The organism is Sphingobacterium corticis (assembly GCF_042684745.1).
GTDB classification, from domain to species: domain Bacteria; phylum Bacteroidota; class Bacteroidia; order Sphingobacteriales; family Sphingobacteriaceae; genus Sphingobacterium; species Sphingobacterium corticis.
Genome location: NZ_JBHUMA010000006.1, coordinates 307,366 through 327,164 on the forward strand (window position 1 = coordinate 307,366; position 19,799 = coordinate 327,164).

14 protein-coding genes are annotated in these 19,799 nt (G+C 41.1%); 9 read left to right on the forward strand and 5 right to left on the reverse strand.

Going from position 1 to position 19,799, the window contains the following annotated elements; genetic code table 11:
- Window positions 1-130: 130 nt before the first annotated feature.
- From treY to glgX, 3 genes are read right to left on the reverse strand one after another with little or no spacing between them, the layout of a single operon-like run.
- Entirely contained in the window at window positions 131-4,318 is a 4,188-nt protein-coding gene (gene treY, locus ACFSQ3_RS07430) for a malto-oligosyltrehalose synthase (RefSeq protein WP_380868905.1), read from the reverse strand.
- 15 nt (window positions 4,319-4,333) lie between these two features.
- Window positions 4,334-6,154 (reverse strand): malto-oligosyltrehalose trehalohydrolase, encoded by a 1,821-nt coding sequence (gene treZ / locus ACFSQ3_RS07435; RefSeq protein WP_380868906.1) that lies wholly within the window; start codon window positions 6,152-6,154, stop codon window positions 4,334-4,336.
- Window positions 6,155-6,165: 11 nt separating this feature from the next.
- Complete coding sequence (gene glgX / locus ACFSQ3_RS07440) at window positions 6,166-8,292, reverse strand: glycogen debranching protein GlgX (protein ID WP_380868907.1); 2,127 nt, start codon at window positions 8,290-8,292, stop codon at window positions 6,166-6,168.
- A gap of 494 nt (window positions 8,293-8,786) precedes the next feature.
- Here glgX and ACFSQ3_RS07445 point away from each other — a divergent pair, with 494 nt between their 5' ends.
- The 3 genes from ACFSQ3_RS07445 (at window position 8,787) to ACFSQ3_RS07455 (ending at window position 12,723) form a co-directional block, all read left to right on the forward strand.
- Window positions 8,787-9,275, forward strand: coding sequence for an adenylyltransferase/cytidyltransferase family protein (locus ACFSQ3_RS07445; protein WP_380868908.1), 489 nt, complete (start codon window positions 8,787-8,789; stop codon window positions 9,273-9,275).
- 18 nt (window positions 9,276-9,293) lie between these two features.
- The gene (locus tag ACFSQ3_RS07450) at window positions 9,294-9,722 is read left to right on the forward strand and encodes an adenylyltransferase/cytidyltransferase family protein (RefSeq protein ID WP_380868909.1); all 429 of its coding nucleotides are present in this window, start codon (window positions 9,294-9,296) and stop codon (window positions 9,720-9,722) included.
- Between the two features lie 139 nt (window positions 9,723-9,861).
- Window positions 9,862-12,723: a M16 family metallopeptidase gene (locus ACFSQ3_RS07455; RefSeq protein ID WP_380868910.1), complete on the forward strand. Its 2,862-nt coding sequence runs from the start codon at window positions 9,862-9,864 to the stop codon at window positions 12,721-12,723.
- Between the two features lie 61 nt (window positions 12,724-12,784).
- On the opposite strand, the gene ACFSQ3_RS07460 is transcribed toward ACFSQ3_RS07455, so the two are convergent.
- Complete coding sequence (locus ACFSQ3_RS07460; RefSeq protein ID WP_380868911.1) at window positions 12,785-12,964, reverse strand: hypothetical protein; 180 nt, start codon at window positions 12,962-12,964, stop codon at window positions 12,785-12,787.
- 68 nt (window positions 12,965-13,032) lie between these two features.
- Window positions 13,033-14,739, reverse strand: coding sequence for a M3 family oligoendopeptidase (locus ACFSQ3_RS07465; RefSeq protein ID WP_380868912.1), 1,707 nt, complete (start codon window positions 14,737-14,739; stop codon window positions 13,033-13,035).
- A gap of 127 nt (window positions 14,740-14,866) precedes the next feature.
- Between ACFSQ3_RS07465 and lepA the strand changes: the two genes are divergently transcribed.
- The 6 genes from lepA to ACFSQ3_RS07495 all read left to right on the forward strand — a co-directional run bounded on the left by lepA (window position 14,867) and on the right by ACFSQ3_RS07495 (window position 19,702).
- Window positions 14,867-16,657, forward strand: coding sequence for a translation elongation factor 4 (lepA, locus tag ACFSQ3_RS07470; protein WP_380868913.1), 1,791 nt, complete (start codon window positions 14,867-14,869; stop codon window positions 16,655-16,657).
- A gap of 31 nt (window positions 16,658-16,688) precedes the next feature.
- Window positions 16,689-17,573: a bifunctional 5,10-methylenetetrahydrofolate dehydrogenase/5,10-methenyltetrahydrofolate cyclohydrolase gene (locus ACFSQ3_RS07475; RefSeq protein ID WP_380868914.1), complete on the forward strand. Its 885-nt coding sequence runs from the start codon at window positions 16,689-16,691 to the stop codon at window positions 17,571-17,573.
- Window positions 17,574-17,624: 51 nt separating this feature from the next.
- On the forward strand, window positions 17,625-18,125 hold the full coding sequence (locus ACFSQ3_RS07480; RefSeq protein ID WP_380868915.1) for a hypothetical protein: 501 nt from the start codon (window positions 17,625-17,627) through the stop codon (window positions 18,123-18,125).
- A 16-nt stretch (window positions 18,126-18,141) separates the two neighbouring features.
- Window positions 18,142-18,561 carry an SH3 domain-containing protein gene (locus ACFSQ3_RS07485; protein WP_380868916.1) on the forward strand — a complete coding sequence of 140 codons (420 nt, stop codon included), beginning with the start codon at window positions 18,142-18,144 and terminating at the stop codon, window positions 18,559-18,561.
- 81 nt (window positions 18,562-18,642) lie between these two features.
- The gene (locus tag ACFSQ3_RS07490; protein ID WP_380868917.1) at window positions 18,643-19,002 is read left to right on the forward strand and encodes a hypothetical protein; all 360 of its coding nucleotides are present in this window, start codon (window positions 18,643-18,645) and stop codon (window positions 19,000-19,002) included.
- A 172-nt stretch (window positions 19,003-19,174) separates the two neighbouring features.
- Complete coding sequence (locus tag ACFSQ3_RS07495) at window positions 19,175-19,702, forward strand: ferritin (RefSeq protein ID WP_380868918.1); 528 nt, start codon at window positions 19,175-19,177, stop codon at window positions 19,700-19,702.
- Window positions 19,703-19,799 lie beyond the last annotated feature (97 nt).

The following is a 19,799-nucleotide window of genomic DNA, read 5'->3' on the forward strand; positions in this document are numbered from 1 at the left end:
CTCTAAAATCAACTTACCCAACGGATCGTATTAGCGCTTTACACCTTTACAAATTCACAGATTGGCTTCATTTCCGTCTATTCGATCGCAATTATCAACGTTATCAACTTTATAAATCAAATCAACTACATTAATCTCGACCGAAAACATCGGTCAACATCCTTAAAAATTGGATTCTTTCATCTGTAAAGGCATCCGACTTCATCATCCAAAGCCAATTTCCTTCTGTTGTGGCCGGTTTATTCATGCGTGAAGAGCTTTTGAGATTTAGTACATCTTGCATTGGAATAATGACCATTTTTCCTTTCGATCCGTATGCCAACTTGATAAGTGAATCGCTGATCGCATGTTCATCCAATGTTGTGTAGGTTGATAATCGGTCTCTACTTGCTTTATCTAACTCGTTTTTGAACCAGCCACGCGTCGTGTCGTTATCGTGCGTGCCTGTATACACGATAAAGTTTTCTGTATGCTGATGTGGGATATGAGGTGAGGTCGCAATATCCTCTCCAAAAGCAAATTGCAAAACCTTCATTCCCGCCATGTTGTAACTATCACGCAAAGCGTAAACTTGATCATCGATATCACCTAGATCTTCCGCTATGAACGGCAATTCTCCGAGTATTTTTTTTGCGCGACGAAACAGCAATTTGCCGGGCGCAGGTTGCCACTTTCCATCTCGCGCTGTTTTAGCTTTAGCGGGCACTTCCCAATACGAACTAAAGGCACGAAAATGATCTAAGCGAACGCTATCGAACCAAGCTATATTTTTTTGCAAACGAGCAATCCACCAGTTAAAACCGCTTTTTATGTGCGTTTCCCAACGAAAAACAGGCATGCCCCAAAGCTGTCCATCTTCATTGAAATAATCTGGCGGAACGCCGGCAATATATTGCATAGATCCATCTGTATTTAGGGCAAATAGTTTTTGGTTTGCCCATACATCCGCTGAATCATAACTCACGTAGATCGGCACATCTCCTAAAAAATAAATGCCATGAGCGTGTGCATAATTTCTTAATTTTTGCCACTGCTGGTTAAAGATATATTGTAACCATCGCTGGTAATCAATATCTTCAGCATACTTGACGGTTATCTCCGAGAGTGCTTCCATATCGCGCTCCCTGTATTTCGATTCCCATTTGTACCATGGTCGATTTTTTTGCTTTTCCCGAATGACTACAAAAAGAGCGTAATCATCCAACCAGTGTTGCTCTTTTTTGCAGAATTTTTGGAAAGATCGATCCAATTTCACGTTGAAGTCTTTATAAGCGCGACGAAGAATTGGTTCTTTCAATTGGTGAGCAAAATCGAAGTTTGCCTTTTTGAATTTTCGAGTTTGTTCGTTAATGACTTGTTCGCTTCCAGTGAACTGATCAGTATCAATAAGCAACGGATTTCCTGCGAATGCACTCCATGTGCTGTAGGGCGAATAATGCTGATCTTTAACTGTTGGACCTAAAGGTAAGATTTGCCACCAACGTTGTCCAGCTTTGGACAACTGCTGAACAAATTGGTAAGCGGAAAATCCTAAGTCGCCGCAACCTTTTTCGGAAGGAAGTGACGTAATATGCATGACGATACCGGCGCTGCGTTCGTTGTGCTCGCTTTCTGCGGTTAGGATAGCGAATGGCGCTTCGGCGAAGATATCGCTAACAAGCAATGTTGATCCAACACCTTTTTCTGCTGATATCGAGTTTTTCCAATGTAATTGCTTCGCGTCCGGGAAATGAATTTTAGTGTCCTGCCAATCAAAAGCTTGAGAGGTAGGCTCAGCAGACGCTGAAAAGCCAGCGGTGTGCAACGGTACGGCGACAATTAACCAATCATCTTTATAGCGCCGTGCAAATGCGAAAATGCGATCTGCAAGAACTCCAGTCACTCGCAAGGGTACATAGCTGCCAGATTGAAAGAGTTCCGTTCGCTCGTTTCTAAGCTGCAATAAACGATGTGTAAGCGCTAATTTTATTTTGCCAGAGTAGCGATTCTCCCAAAGATCCGACCATTGATTTTCGAAAGAATTTGACGTGATGTCTCGCATGTATTTTTTTCTCAAATCGTAATCGACGGGCCTTCGGTTGTCTGGATCGACAAAGCCCAATTCCCATAGTTCGGTGCCCTGATAGGTATCTGGAATTCCAGGACATGTGAACTTTAATATTAATTGCGATAACCCGTTTATAATTCCCGAATCCGCATAGTTGGCTATAAAATCTTTTAGGCTATTTAGAAATGCCGGAGCATTTTTAAGTAAATCGGAGGCAAAGGAACAAAATGCTTCCTCATACTCTTCATTCGGAGTGGCCCAGTCAGATCTTTCCTTTCCTTCACGAAGATATTTTTCCAAATAGGCGCGCAGACGATCTTCGTATGTGTCATCCGTATTTCCAGGCATTTGGTAGGATCCAAATAAGGTTTGATACAGAAAATAACGATCGTTGGGATGCGGAAGTGACTTTTTGAACTCTCGCTCGACGATTTGTTCCCAGGACTTTACTTGTTCTATCCAAATTTCCGGAATAGCTGCGATTACTTGCAAGCGGGCACGCTGATCTTCGCCACGTTTCGTATCGTGCGTTGCGCTTCCATTCATAGCGTTTGGCCATTTTTCTGCACGCTCCTTCATAGCGATATGGAATGCATCTGCCGACAATCCAAAGTTTTCCGGGTGATCGCCTACTTCATGTCTGCCGATTAAGCGGTGGTAGGTGTACATCAACGTATCTTCCACACCTTTCGCCATAACAGGACCCGTAAATTGCATACAGCGTGTGAAAAATTTAGTAGCCCGCTCGCGAAATAATTCGTCGCTATCCTTTTGTGCTTTCTTCACGATGTCCCATAAAGCTTTTACCGCCTTTTTCGGAGCATATTTATCAATAAGTATTTTATCAAATACTTCCTTTACGGTTCGATAGGAAGATTTTTTCCGCGGAAAACTTTCGTCGTATTGTCGGTAAGTCGGAAAATATACCAATAACGCAGCAATAGCTGCTTTCAGATTAGTGCTTTCGACGTCAACATCGTTTGGTAACAATTCTAAACGGATCAGATAACGATAGAGATTATCCAGTTCGCCTTGCATGTGATTGGTAAGAATATCTGATTTTTTCTGCAGTACCAAATTTGATGCATCAGTGATATTGCCCGTAAATTCATTGTAAAAATCCGTTAAAGCACATTCACTGTTTTGGTTGGTAAATAGGTTATTGCACCATGCTAAAAAGTCATAACCCGTTGTGCCATCGATCGGCCAATCGGTAGGTAGATCTTCTCTGGTTTCTAAAATTTTTTCGGCGACGATGTAGGTTTGTTCGCCAGATAATTTCCTGAGATCACGTAGGTATTTCGAAGGATTATACAACCCATCAATATGATCAATTCGTAAACCGTCAAAAATGCGTTTATCCACCAATTCTTTAATCAATTGGTGTGCATCTGCAAAAACCTCCGGCCGATCAATCTGCATACAGATCAAACCGTTTACGGTAAAAAAGCGGCGATAATTCATTTGCTTATCGGTTTCCTGCCAATGGCAAAGGCGATAACTCTGCCGTTCAAGAAAGCTTTCTAACGCGGTTTGATCATTATTAATGGAATTCAAATGCCGGAGCAATATGCTATTCAAAGGCGCTAATCGAATCGTAGCATGAATGTGATTTTGAATCGCCTTCCAGTCATCTACCTTTACATAATGATCATTTGCGGAGTCGATTAAAGGCACGATATCTTGGATCAATTTCTGTATAGTTGCTTTGTTTTCAGAATCATCGAGCAATGGGTACAGCAGTTCGGCGTATGCGTTTATAGAAACCGGGAACTGTTGATCGAAATAGATGACAAAGAATCTTCCTTTTGCATAACCAATTTGTACTTCTTTGGCTTCACAAACCTGACGTAAGGACTGGCCAAGTATCGGAACCATTAACTTATCGCTCATGAAATCGCTTCCAAATGAGGTGTCGAAATGCTTCGCGTAGACGGATGAATTTCCTTTCTCCAAAACATCCATCAACCAGCTGTTTTTCGGATGAAATGCCATGTGATTCGGCACAATATCTTGTAACCATCCCATTCCGAGTTGGTCCAATTTTCGCTTCAGCTTAATGAGTTGAGCCTTACTTCCAATTTCCGGATTGATTCGTTGCGTATCAATTCCATCGTAGCCATGCGTGCTGCCCGGCGTTGCAGCTAATAACGGTGAAGCATAAATAGTTTGAACACCCAATTGGTTTAAATATTCTACAATTTCTTCTAAAGCATCTAAATTGAAATCCTTATGAAATTGCAAGCGGTATGTGCTGGTTGGTTTGGCCATAAATCAAGAACGTAACTATTGTAACTGTTGGTAAAATGCTCCAGATTCCGCTGGAAGTTTCAGCGTTTTGGTAAATAAATCGGGTAGGAGTGTGCTGCCACCCCAAGTTGGTGAGCAGGTTTCCCAAATCTTTTCCCAACTATGCTCACTATACAAATCAATATTTTGCGAATGTTTTGAAAAGTTCATAACGCCAATCATTGTAACTTCTTCAAAGCTATAATATAGGATAATGAGTTTCTTTTGCTCATCGTGCTCAACACGCAGAGCGGATCGATCTACTTGGCGCAAAATGCTATTGGATTTCCGGAAGGCAATGAGCGATTCGTAGTAATTAAGCATGTTTTCGTGCTTTGTTTCCTTTTGCTCTTCCCATTTCAAAACACAATCTGCGAAAGTATCTACAGCTTGTGGATCCGGCGCTTCTTCGTCACTCTGAAATGACTTAAATTCTTCCTTTCTACCGCGGCGAACTGCATCAATCAACTCCTCATCGCTGTGATCGATAAAATATTGAAATGGGGTAGAAGCTGCCCATTCTTCGCCCATAAAAAGCATCGGAACGAATGGTGATGCCATTACCGCGAGCGCCATCAAGCGTTGCATATCTTCACTAAATAACATGCTGCTCCGTTCACCCAGCATACGATTCCCCGTCTGATCATGGTTTTGAGAAAATACCACGAAGTGCTTACCGGATAGATCAGTGCTGTCGCTACCGAAAAACTTTTCACGATGTTTGGAATACTGCCCGGTATACACGTATGCGTCTTGAAAGGATTTCGCCAAATCTTTCACCCCGTGAAAATCTGCGTAATAACCTTGTGGTTTTTCACCAGCCGCTATACGCAGTGCGTGATGAAATTCATCCACCCATTGAGCATCCATGCCGAAGCCGTGCTTTTCCGTTGAATCCAAATAACGTCGATCGTTTAGGTCGCACTCGATAATGAGATAATGCTTTTTGTTTTGTTGTTTGATCCAGGTGTCCGTTTCTTCTCGAATTTCCTGCAAGATGTGAGTACTACCTAAATCTTTTAACGCATGTGCAGCATCAATGCGTAACGCATCGACATGATAATCTTCGAACCACATGCGTACATTGGCCAACACGAAATCTCGAACGCCGTTACAATGAGCATCGTCGAAATTCACTGCAGATCCCCAAGGTGTACCGTATTTGTCGGTAAGATAAGGTCCAAATTGTTGTGCATAATTTCCCTCGGGTCCGAAATGGTTGTAAACTACATCTACGATTACTGCAATGCCATGTTGATGTGCTGCATCTACCAGCTGTTGAAATCCTTTCGGACCGCCATAAGATGATTGCACCGCGAAAGGAAAAACACCATCGTACCCCCAATTCCTTTCTCCAGGAAACTGCCCCAACGGCATGATTTCTATTGCGTTAACTCCGAGTTTTTTGAGATAAGGAAATTTCGCGATAACACCGTTAAAATCATAGGAATGAGAGAAGGTACCTACATGTAGTTCGTAAATGATAAAGTCTTTTAACGATGGCGATACGTATTGCTCATCGCTCCAGGCGAAATCAAGATCGACCAACTCCGATGCTTCATGCACCCCGTTCGGTTGTGAATAGGAAACAGGGTCGGGGTAGCTTTTGCCATCCAAAACAATCATGTACCTTTCGCCCGCTTTGATGTCTGTCGAGTGGGCTTCCCAATACCCGTAATCCGAAGGCGCAAGTGGCAATTGCTTGTTTGATTCGATTGTTTGCAAAACCACTGATTTTGCTTGCGGTGCCCAAACAGTGGAATGTAATCCATCTTTTGACAATCTAGCGCCGAGGTACTTTCTCTTTGGTGTGTTCACAATTGAATTTTTTAGTGTGTGTTGGAAGCCTTCAACACGATAATTGACCGGCCTTGAACCGCAATTTCTTCCTCCGGTTGAAACGTGTCATGCTCTTCGATGGTTTCAAACTCCGTATTGATGACTTTAGTCCAACTACTTCCGTAAGAGGCAGCTGGGATTTTATAATGAATGGTTTCGAAGTGAGCATTGAATAAAATGTAGAAATGATCGTCTATAATTTTTTCTCCTTCATCATTCAAAGATCGAATACCATTGCCATTTAGGAAGACCGCCAATGAGCGAGCGAAATCATTTTGCCAATGTTCGTCCGACATTTCGCTACCGTCTGGCAAAAACCAAGCGATATCCTCTAGTCCAATACCTTTGATTGGCATTCCTTGAAACCATTTGCGACGACAAAAAGATGGATGCGATTTGCGGAATTCAATCAACTGTTTGGTGAAATTTTGTAATCCCTCGTCCATGTTCTCCCAGTCTAACCAAGAAATTTCATTGTCTTGGCAGTATGCGTTATTATTTCCTTGTTGCGTACGCGCGAATTCATCTCCAGCTACGATCATTGGAACGCCCTGCGAAAGCAACATGGTAGTTAACATATTACGCATTTGTTTACGACGTAGGTCAATGATGTTCTGATCATCCGTCGGACCTTCTGCGCCACAATTCCAGGAGCGATTGTGGCTTTCTCCGTCTTGATTATTTTCGCCGTTTGCATCGTTGTGTTTCTCGTTGTACGAAACCAAGTCATGCAAGGTAAATCCATCATGCGCTGTAATAAAATTTATACTAGCTGTAGGCTTGCGATAATCATCTTGATATAAATCCGAAGATCCCATAAATCGTTCGGCAAACTCCCCTAACATACTTTCTGCTCCAATCCAGTAATCGCGCATACAATCGCGGTATTTGCCGTTCCATTCTGCCCATCCCGGAGGGAATTTTCCTACCTGATATCCACCTTCGCCGATATCCCATGGTTCGGCGATTAGTTTTACCTGAGAAATAATCGGATCCTGATGGATAACATCAAAAAATGAACTCAATTTATTCACTTCGTGTAATTCACGCGCTAAGGTGGAAGCTAAGTCGAATCGGAAACCATCCACATGCATTTCTTGAATCCAGTAACGTAAACTATCCATAATCAGTCGAAGCACGCTAGGCATCATCGCATTTAACGTATTACCGGTTCCCGTATAATCCATATAGAAGCGCGCATCTTCTGTCAGTCGATAATAGCCCGCGTTGTCAATTCCTCGGAATGAAAGCGTTGGTCCCATTTGGTTACCTTCGCCCGTATGGTTATAAACGACATCCAAAATCACCTCGATGCCGGCTTGGTGCAACGCTTTGACCATTTCTTTAAACTCGCGTACCTGTTCACCTTGCATACCTTTGGCTGCATAGCGCACATCAGGAGCGAAAAAACCGACGGTGTTGTATCCCCAATAATTGGTTAAATCTTGATCCTTCAAATGCCTATCGGTGATGAAATGATGCAACGGCATAAACTCTACAGCGGTAACTCCCAAATTCTTCAGATAATCGATGGTCACAGGATGTGCCATCGCCAAATAAGTGCCCCGAATATCTTCTGGAATCCCGGGATGAAGTTGCGTAAAACCTTTTACATGCGTTTCGTAAATGATGCTTTTATGTAAAGGAATCTTCAACGCTTTATCGCCTTCCCAATCAAAAGATTCGTCCACAACGACGCATTTCGGGATGTGCGGCGCACTATCGATTGTACTAAAACTTAAATCTTGATCTTCGTGCCCTACTTCGTATCCGAATAAAGAATCATCCCATTGCAAAGTTCCTGCAATTGCTTTGGCATAAGGATCAATCAATAATTTATGGGGATTAAAACGATGACCATTCTGCGGCTCATAAGGTCCGTGTACGCGATAACCATACAGTTGTCCGGGGTGTAAATCCGGTACATACGCATGCCATACCTGATGGGTTCTTTCTTTAATTCGAATTTTTACGGATTCCGTCGGATCATTCGTGCTGTTGAATAAGCATAAATCTATGCCTTCTGCGTTTTCAGCATAAATTGAAAAGTTTACGCCCTTTCCATCGTAAGTTGCTCCCAGTGGATACGGCGAGCCCGTGAGTATTTTTGTCTCCATGTAGTGTTATTTATTAGTGGTTGAATGACAAATTTCGCACGCGCTTTATCGGTTTGGTTTGTCGGATATAAAACAGCGTTTACCTGCAATTGTTCGTAAATCGAATATTTATTTTTAGCATATTTTACTCAAATAAATCGGCTATAATCGTCGCGTAAATGCGTTATGGGATGCGTGTAATACGTTAAATACGTGGGTTTATACCTGATTGATAATGGGCCAATAGCTAAATTCTAACAACTCCATAAGCTTGCATTTGCAATCAATCCCGCTCGATAGCCTTTTAAGGCGTTAAATTGTCTTTTTGTAGACAGAAATTTGGCCGTCGATTCCATTTTTCTTGATAATGTCAAGTAAACTTTGTGGCCTACATATTGTTTACTAATTGCGACGGTCGCGATTACTTATGATTGATTTGTTTGGCAACTAGCATCAACGGTGATTCACACCGACGAATTACACACTGATACATGAATTTATAACTTAGTTTTATTATGCGAATTGGAATTACATTCTCTGCTTTCGACTTACTGCATGCTGGTCACGTCAAGATGCTTGAAGATGCTAAAGATCAATGTGATTATTTAATATGCGGTCTTCAAACAGATCCGACATTAGATCGTGCTGAAAAGAACAAACCCACTCAAACTGTAGTTGAACGCTACATCCAACTGAAAGGATGTAAACATGTCGACAAAGTCATCCCGTACGCGACCGAGCAGGATCTGCTGGATATTCTTCAATCCTTTAAAATAGATGTACGCATTTTAGGAGATGAATATGCTCACAAGAATTTTACAGGTAGAGCATATTGTGAGCAAAAAGGGATCGAATTGTATTTTAACAGAAGAGAAAATCGCTTTTCAAGCTCTGCTTTGCGTCAAGTGGTCTTCGAGAAACAACGTGATGAAGAAGCGACGATTGTTCCTATTAAAGAACCTCTGATGATTTCTTCTCCCGCTAAACAAAAGTTGGTATTGTAATTATTGTAAAGGATAAAGATGAGAATAGGAATTACTTTTGGCGCATTTGATATGCTCCACGCCGGACAAATTACTTTTTTAGCACAAGCTAAACGAGATTGCGATTATTTGATTGTGGGGCTATGTACCAATGGACAAACGGAGCAGCATAGATCCAATAAGCCAGTTCAGTCGCTGGTAGAGCGCTATATACAGCTTGAAGGAAATCCACATGTAGACGAAATAATCCCTTACGAAAATGACGAAGATCTTGTAGATATATTACAGACTATAGGAGCGGATGTTCGATTTTTGGGATCTGAATACGAAGAACAAACTTTTCCCGGAAAGACAGTTTGTACAGAATTAGATATTGAAATGAAATTTATACCTCGATCGCATAGATTTTCAGCTACATCTTTGAGAAAAATTGTTGCAGAAAAGCAAGCTGCCAAATTATTTTGCTAACTGGATTTAGCTAGCGGTAAAATTTCTTTATAAGGTTAAAAATGGGATGTTCAAAAATGGATATCCCATTTTCTTTTATTGCAACTTTATTGTTTTTTTGATAATTTGCAGTGATTAACGAATTCCATACCAAACTGACATGACAATTTTCAAACCTTTAGTATTGGCCTTTCTACTGCCAACACTTGGAGTTCAAGCAGAGCATACCAAACAATCCGTAACCGGACTTACTCCCCAAGCGAAAACGATCTTAACGCAAGATACCACGTCTTGGAAAATGCCTTTACCTTTTGATCAAGGTGTAAAGCTGGGTAAGCTGGAAAACGGTTTTCAATATTACATCAGAAAAAATACTGAGCCAGAGAATCGTGTAACCATGTATTTAGCGGTCAAAGTCGGTTCTATTCTAGAAACGGATGAGGAGCAAGGGTTAGCGCATTTTTTGGAGCACATGAATTTCAATGGATTAAAGCATTTCCCAAAAAATGAATTAGTGGATTATTTGCAAAAAGCGGGTGTTCGTTTTGGTAGTGATTTGAATGCGTATACAAGTTTCGACGAAACCGTTTATCAATTGCCTATCGCGTCCGACGATCCTCAATTGTTAAAAAATGGCTTGCAAGTAATGCGCGATTGGGCGCAGGATGCTATGCTGGATACCGAAGAAATTGATAAGGAACGTGGCGTAATCATGGAAGAATTGCGTGGTTCGCGCGGAGCGCAACAGCGGATGCGTGACCAATATTTTCCAGTCTTATTAAATGGTTCGCGCTATGCTAATCGTTTGCCAATCGGTTTGGAAGAGGTAATTACTAAGTTCGACCCGGAGGTCATTCGCAATTTTCACAAGAAATGGTATCGTCCAGATTTGCAAAGTTTAATAGTTGTCGGTGATATCGATCCGGAAGCGATTGAAAGTGAAATCAAGCGTCTTTTCAGCGATATGCGTGTGGAAAAGAATCCGGTTGATCGCAAAAAATATGCTGTTGAGCTGCTTAATAAAAATCAATTTATTGCGGTAACCGATCCGGAGATGCAATACACGGTAGGTCAAATTCTCATTAAACATCCGGAAGAAAAGGTAAAAAACGTGGGTGATTACCGCCGTAGCTTATTGAAAGATCTGTACAACGGCATGCTCAATGCCCGTTTAGGTGAATTGTCTCAATCTGCGAACCCACCATTCTTGCAAGCTGGAATTGGTATAAGTGGATTCATTGGAGGATTAGATAATCTTTCCGCGTTTTTTGTAGCTAAGCCTGGTGCGCTGGACGAAAGTATGAAGGCGGTGGTTCGAGAATTGGAGCGCGTTCGTGAGTTTGGCTTTACAGATACTGAATTCTCGCGGACGATTATTTCCATGCAGAAGGACTTGGAACGTGGCTACGCTGAACGCGACAAGCGGAAATCAGATGGATTCGTGTCGGCATATCTAGAACATTTTCTTAAAGAAAGTCCCGTTTTGAGTTCAGAAGACCATTATCGGATTACCAAGGAATTACTTGGCACGCTAACCCTGAACGAAGTTGAGGCGATTGGCAAAGAGTATTATGTCGACAAAAATCGCGATGTATTGATTATGGCACCGGAGAAGGAAAAAGCAAACTTACCGGATGAAACAAAAGTGACAGCGTGGTTAGCGGAAGTAAGCAAAGAAAAACTTGTCGCTTATGAAGATAAGGTTTCTGATTTGCCGATGCTTGCCGCGGAACCGGCAAAGGGTTCTATCACAGGTCGTACAGAATTGCAAGATATTGAAGGAAAGCAGATAGTATTGAGTAATGGGGTAAAGGTAGTACTGAAACCCACCAACTTTAAGAATGATGAGATCATCATTCAAGCATTTGGACCGGGAGGGACTTCTCTGTACAGCGATTCGGATTATTATAGCGCATCGAATGCAGCATCTTTGGTCAATAGCAGTGGCTTAGGACAATTAAATACCATAGAACTGCAGAAATATCTATCGGATAAGAAAGCGAATATCAGTCCGTATATCAGCGAACGAACGCAAGGTTTGAGCGGCAATTCGGATAAGGAAGGATTGAAAACAGCTTTCGAAATGATTTACGGGTATTTTACTGAACCACGTATCGAAGATGATATTTTCCAAAGTACGATTAGCCGTTCGTTGTCTTCATTGGAAAATAGAGAGAATAATCCTTCTTTCGTATTCAGCGAAGCGGTACAAAAAAGTTTGTACGGAGATAATATCCGCAGAAATCCGCCTACAGCTGAAGGTATTAAATCCATTGATAAAGATCGCGCTTTAGCAATTTACAAAGAGCGCTTTGCCGATGCGTCCGATTTTACATTCACTATAGTGGGCTCTTTCACTAATGAAGAGATCGAACCCTTGCTGGAACAGTATGTTGCTTCCTTGCCGACGATAGATCGCGATAATGCTGCGAAAGATTTAAAAATTTTAGAACCGAAAAAAGGTTTTGAGAAAATCGTACACAAAGGGCAGGAGCAAAAAGCGCAAGTACGCCTATCTTTTTTTGGCGATTATGATTTCGATGAGGTAGAAAACCTCAATATGCAAGCTTTAGAATCGGCGCTATCCAATAAGTTGCTAGAACGTCTTCGCGAAGAGGAAAGTGGTGTTTATGGTACGGGAGCAAGTGTCCAATATAGCAAGAAGCCAACAGGACGTTATTCTTTACATATTGGGTTTGGAACGAGCGTCGATAAATACCAAAGTTTGATTAGTTCTGCCTTAGACGAAATCCGTAAGATCAAAGAAAGCGGACCTACGCAAAGCGATTTGGATAAATTTTTCATCGAACAAAAACGTCAACATGAAGTGAATCTGAGAGAAAACGGTTTTTGGTTACGTTCTATCAATAGCACGTTGAACAACGAAGAGGAGCTAGCATCTATCAAACGTTTGCCAAGCGATTTGGAGAAGGTAAATGTCGAATCGGTAAAAGCTGTTGCAAATAAATATTTGAAGGAGCAGGAATTGTTCAAATTTATTCTTTTGCCGGATCAAAAGTAAGCAGCCGGAAAAGTCTATTACGAGAAAACGGTCTTCAACTGAAGACCGTTTTCTCATTTATTTAATCATTAAACTTTCTTTTCTGTCGGCGGTAAAGCATAATAATAACTACCACTAATATGCCTATGCCAATTAATACATAGCTGGTCGGGGAGTGTTCCGCTTCATTCTCATTCATCGTTTGTGCCACCGAACCGAAAACTGACCCGAATAGGATCAATCCACACAACCATTTTCTCATAATTTATTTGATTTGATAACTAACTTGAAATTAACTAAATTAAGCTAGAAAAGCAATAGGTATGCCAATTAAAATTTATTTGCTTCTTCTTTCGTAAATTGAGCTAAACCTGCTACATAATCTGCCGAAAAATCAAATGAAATACCTGCTGCTTTATATATTTCCCCAATTGTCTTTGTGTACCCAAGCTTAAGTGCAGATAAATAGGCTGAAAGTGCTCGATCTGGAGATTTTTTAAAGTTTTTCCAAACAGAAATGGCTCCCAATTGAGCAAATCCGTATTCTATATAATAAAATGGAACCTCATAGATGTGAATTTGCTTGTGCCAGATGTATTTTTCAGCTTCTGTATGATCTGACCAATCAGCGAATCCACTGCCAAACTCACGGAAAATTGCTACCCAAGCTTCTGATCTTTCTTCGATACTATGCATTGGATTTGTATAAAGCCAATGTTGAAACTTGTCGATGGTAGCAATCCAAGGCAATGCGCCGAGCGCCTGTTCCAATTGTTCTTTTTTTGCTCGCGCTAAATCTTTCGGATCACTTAGAAAATGATGCCATTGATCCATCGAAATCAATTCCATAGACATAGAGGCTAATTCAGCTACTTCGGAAGGTACATCCTTGAATTCATTTAACATCAAATCCGAACTCAAAAAGGTATGCACCGCATGCCCTGCTTCGTGCACCATCGTCGTTACATCGCGCATCGTTCCTGTAGCGTTCATGAAAATAAATGGCGCTCCGCTTTCATAAAGCGGATAATTGTATCCACCAGGTGCTTTTCCTTTTCTACTCCCCACATCGAAAAGATTGTTTTTCCTCATAGTGCTGATGCAATGTCCCAAATACGGGTTCAGATTGCTTAGTGCCATTTCGGTGCTATCTATAAGTTGGTTGTCGTTTTCGAAAGGTTTCAACGGAGGCAAGCCCTTTGGGTTAACCTGCATGTCCCAAGGCTGTAGCTTTCGGATATTCAAGTCGGCCCTTCGCTCGTTCGTCCATTCTTTCAGGATTGGAACGACATGTTCTGCGACGGCCTGATGAAATGCTTCGCAGTCCGAAACGTTATAGTCAAATCGTCCCATTGCAGCAAACATATAATCACGGAAGTTGTCAAAACCAGCATTCAATGCTACTTGATGGCGCAACGGTAAAAGTTCACTGAAAATTTGTTCAAAAATATCCTTTTGTTCCAAACGTGCTGACGCTATCGCATGCCAAGCTGTTTCCCGCACCGATCTATCCGGCTCTAACAGACGTGCCGTGGCTTGTTGTACAGTATATTCCTTCCCGTTTATGTGAACCATTAGATTCCCAATAGCCGTTTGATAAGCTTGTTGTTTGAGTTCAATTTCCGTGAACAGCGGAATATTTTCTTCACGGAAAAGCGTCAACGCGTTGCGCACTTTCCGCAAATAGATAAAGTACGTTTCCTCATCCAGCTGTTTGGTAAGCTCGTGTTCAATCAACTTTTTGTCCAATTCATTATTGATAGGTGCTATTTTAGGATCAATCTCGGTGGCGAAATATTGAAAGGACGAAACGTATTCTTCATTGTTTGTGTGACACGTCATATGGATGTATCGCCAAGCTTTGTCTTCTTGAAGTACCGCTTCCAGCTCGTTTCGATCTTTCATCCACTTTTCAAGCGCGCTGATATTCTTTATTTCACGCTCCAAAAGTTCCTTGAATAGGGGTTTCAAATTATCCCAGGAAATGACCATGTTTTCTGGTACGTATGTTCTTGGTTTCGCTAAAGCGGTCTTCATATATGGGTATGTCTATAATTTAAAATGAGTTCGATAACTTGTTGTCCTAATTACTATGCCAAGAATACGAAAACCTCATTGAAATGAACTATATTTGCCGATTATATTTGAGACGGTAGAACCTTTTATGGAGCATATACGTAATTTTTGCATCATCGCGCACATTGACCATGGTAAAAGTACTTTGGCGGATAGATTGTTGGAGTTTACCAATACCATTACGCAGCGTGAAGCGCAAGCGCAGTTATTGGATAACATGGATTTGGAACGAGAACGCGGAATCACGATCAAAAGCCATGCAATCCAAATGGATTTCATTCGCGACGGGCAAAAATATACGCTAAACCTGATCGATACGCCGGGGCACGTCGATTTCTCGTACGAAGTTTCGCGTTCTATCGCAGCTTGTGAAGGTGCATTATTAATCGTCGATGCATCGCAAGGGATTCAAGCGCAAACCATTTCCAACTTGTATTTGGCTTTGGAGCATGATTTGGAAATCATTCCGATTCTGAATAAAATGGATTTGCCAGGCGCGATGCCGGAAGAAGTGAAGGATCAAATTGTTGATTTAATTGGCGGTAAGCGCGAAGACATCATTCCTGCTTCTGGAAAAACAGGTATGGGTGTTCCTGATATTTTGAACGCTATTATCGATCGAATTCCTGCACCGGTGGGAGATCCGAAAGGAGAGCTACAAGCGTTGATTTTTGACTCCGTATTTAATTCCTTCCGAGGAATCATGGCCTATTTTAAAGTAGAAAACGGAGAAATTCGTAAAGGCGACAAAGTGAAGTTCGTCGCAACGGGTCGTGAATATTTTGCAGACGAAATAGGTACGCTGAAGCTGAATCAGGTTGCCAAAGATGTCATCAAAACCGGTGACGTAGGTTATATCATTTCCGGAATTAAGGAAGCACGTGAAGTGAAGGTAGGAGACACCATTACGCACAAAGATCGGCCGTGCGCTTCAGCGATTCAAGGATTTGAAGAGGTAAAACCAATGGTTTTCGCCGGTATTTATCCGGTAGATACAGAAGATTACGAAGAATTGCGCGAATCGATGCACCGCTTGCAGCTAAATGATGCTTCTTTGGTGTTTGAGCCGGAATCATCGGCAGCTTTAGGCTTCGGATTTCGTTGTGGTTTTTTGGGAATGCTTCACATGGAGATTATCCAAGAACGTTTGGAACGTGAATTCAACATGACGGTAATCACAACCGTACCCAACGTATCTTACAAAGCTTATTTAACAAAAGATAAAGAAGAAATTGTGGTTCATAATCCATCCGATTTGCCGGATCCGAGCAAGTTGGATATTATCGAAGAACCTTATATTAAAGCAAACATCATTACCAAATCCGATTTTGTCGGTCCGGTGATGTCCTTATGTATTCAAAAACGCGGAACCATTATCAATCAGTCGTATTTGACTTCTGATCGTGTGGAATTGGTATTCGAGATGCCGATGGGCGAGATTGTATTCGATTTTTACGATAAATTGAAGACAATATCTAAAGGTTATGCATCGTTTGATTATCACCAGATTGGATATCGCGCTTCTGATTTAGTGAAGTTGGATATTCGATTGAACGATGAGCCTGTGGATGCTTTATCATCTTTGATTCACCGCAGTAATGCTTACGATTTCGGAAAGAAAATTTGTGAAAAGTTGAAAGAACTTCTTCCGCGTCAGCAGTTCGAAATTCGTATTCAAGCTTCGATCGGTGCAAAAATCATCGCTCGGGAAACCATTTCTGCTTTGCGTAAAGACGTAACTGCAAAATGTTATGGTGGTGATATTTCGCGTAAGCGTAAGTTGTTGGAAAAACAAAAGAAAGGGAAAAAACGTATGCGTCAGGTAGGTAATGTGGAAATTCCACAATCTGCGTTCATGGCCGTTTTGAAACTGGATTAATCTATATTCTATACCTCGAAAAACAGATATTATGCAAATACTAGACGGCAAGATTGTATCGGCCAAAATAAAAGAAGATATTAAACTGGAAGCTGCAGAATTTTTGAAAACTGCTGGTCGCAAACCCCATTTAGTAGCTATTTTAGTTGGTAACGATGGTGGTAGCGAAACCTATGTAGCTAGTAAAATGCGCAATTGTGAAATGGTGGGTTTTGATTCGACGAACCTGCGTTATGATACAACGATTACCGAGGAAGAGTTGATCAAAAAGATTGAAGAAATTAATCTAGATGCCAGCATTGATGGATTAATTGTACAGTTGCCATTACCACCGCATATTGATCCAGATAAAATCACCGAAGCGATCGATTATCGCAAAGATGTGGATGGTTTCCATCCTATAAACTTGGGCCGTATGCAACGCAACTTGCCATGTTTTATTCCTGCAACACCTTATGGTATTATGCTCATGTTGGATCATTATAATATAGAAACGGCTGGAAAAAAAGCGGTAATTGTAGGGCGTAGTAATATTGTAGGTTCTCCAATGAGCATTTTGTTAGCTCGGAACACCAAACCTGGGAATTGTACGGTAACGGTAACACACAGCCGCACGCAAAATTTGAAGGAAGAGGTTTTGCAAGGTGACATTGTGGTTGCGGCTATTGGTAAGAAAAACTTTGTGACTGCAGAGATGGTAAAAGAAGGTGCTATCGTTATTGACGTGGGTATCAACAGAGAACTTTCTAATGAAACGAAATCAGGATTTAAACTTTTTGGAGATGTAGATTTTGACGCAGTTTCTCAAAAAGCTTCTTGGATTACACCAGTTCCCGGAGGTGTCGGATTGATGACTATCGTTGGTTTATTGAAAAATACATTAGAAGCAGCTAAAGGTACGATCTATTCCAACTAGTTTTTGGTATAAATATTGCCATCAAATTTTGTAAACCAATACATAAATTCGATGGGCAAGTCTATAATTTTAGCAGCCGCATTAAGTTCGGCTGTTTTTGTTTCCTGTAATCAGGGTAACAACGATGCTAATTCATCCGGTTCATCAATCGACACGGTGGATATGACAACAGTACACGAGCCAACTCCGGGGCAGCGTTTGGACTCTGCAATCGCCAGAGTAGAAAATGGGGCAGATAAAACGGAAGCTCAATTGCGTGCGGAGGCTGAAAAAGCAGAAGCAGCAATGGAAGAAGCTAAGAAGGATTTAGCGCGAGCGAAAGAACGCGGTGATAGAAAAGCAGAGAAGGAAGCTCAATCGGCTTTAGATAAAGCATCCGATGTATGGAAGAAAACGCGCGATGCGGTAGGGAGAGCAGCAAAAGCTACTGGGAACGCAGCCGATAAGGCGGTGGACGCAACTGGAAAAGCAGCTAAAAGAACCGGTGATGCGTTAGATACGTCTTACCACCGTGTAAGCGACAAGGTCAAGGACGTTTTTAATAAAGATTAAATCCTACAATTTTAAGATGGCATTAACTGACAAGTACGCGGATCTGATCGCATTAGCTCAATCATTGAAGGTGGAGAACTTAGCTGTAGAGGAAAAAGACCATTCATTATTTGTTTCTGGCCTAGCTCTATCGGCAGATGCACTATTTAAAATGTGGGATCTCTACAACCGTATTGATCCCAATCATATTTCGGAAGATCTGCGGTTGCATCTGAAGGTGAAGGATGTGGAAGATCTCAAGTTGGCAACGGTTCGAAGCGCAGATGAAGAGAAAGTAGCAATAAGGCTAGGTCCGAGTGTCAATCAGCCGATTTTAGATGAGTTAGATCAGGAAGAACAGGTTAGCGTTTTAGGTATTACCAATCAAAATTGGGCGTTTGTTAAAACCTCAAAAAATATAGAAGGTTTTTGTTACATAGACTATCTCTCTATTTAAGATCTCGACTGGGACAAAAAGTTATTTATATATTTGGATTTGTTCCAGATAGTATTTAGATTTGTTCCAGTTAAAAGAATTATGGTCTGTCCGTTAGCAAATGTGGAGAAGGTGTTCGATACCGAACACGGTGTGGTTTACCAATGTAGTCGCCAAAACTGCTATTGGTTAGAATTTCAAGGTAGCACGACGGCTTTCAAAATATCCGATTTATTTCTTTTCAAAAAGCGTATTGACTCCGTCGATATAGAATTGATGCTTTCGGATTCATCAAGAGCAAATGATTTTGAAATTATCATGCCATTTAGGACGGAAAGATGCTTTCTTCTAACTGTTTCAGACATCCTCAATCTTCGTGAAATTCTTTCAGGAACTAAGTTTATGATTCAGCTGAATAGCGAAGTTAAGCGTTGCTTACGCCGCGGTTGTTTGATAGCTTAATTCGATTTGTAATTATACTGATTCCAAACAGTTTACGTTTCTATTGTGTAATTTAGACTGAATTCGTATTGCACATTTTTTAGCCAAATCCTTTCGCCTCATTGTATCTTTGTATCAAACAAAACGAGCCAGCACTTGGTTATATATTTGTTCGAAATAAAATAAGGATATTATGAAAGATCTATTAAAATTGAAATCTTCTTTAGCAGAAGAGATTGAAAACATACTAAACGCACAAATTAAAGTAGAAGCACACGCTTCGGCATTATACCTAGCAATGTCAAGCTGGTGTGATGATCAAGGTTTTGATAATGCGGCAGCATTTTTTGCTCGCCAATCAAACGAAGAGCGTGAGCACATGTTGAAATTATTCAAATACGTTGGCGATCGTGGTGGTCGTGCTTTGTCTCCAGAAATTACGAACGTACCAAACGATTTCGAATCGTTCCGCGGTGTTTTCGAACAAACATTGGAGCAAGAAATGTTCGTAACAGAGCAATTCAACAACATTGCAGATGTTTGTATGAAAGCGAAAGATTATGTAACCTTCAATTTCGTGCAGTGGTTCTTGGCTGAGCAAGTCGAGGAAGAATACGTAGCTCGTCGCATCATCGAATTGTTCGACGTAATTGGTGAAGAAGGTACAGGTCGTTTCGAAATCGACAAACACCTAATAAAAGTTACATTTGATGAGGGATAATGTAAACTAAGCGTCATAGCTTAGTTGAATAAGGGGTTTAATTTTATATTAAACCCTTTTTTTGTACAATAATTTCAAGTTATAACGTTATAATGTT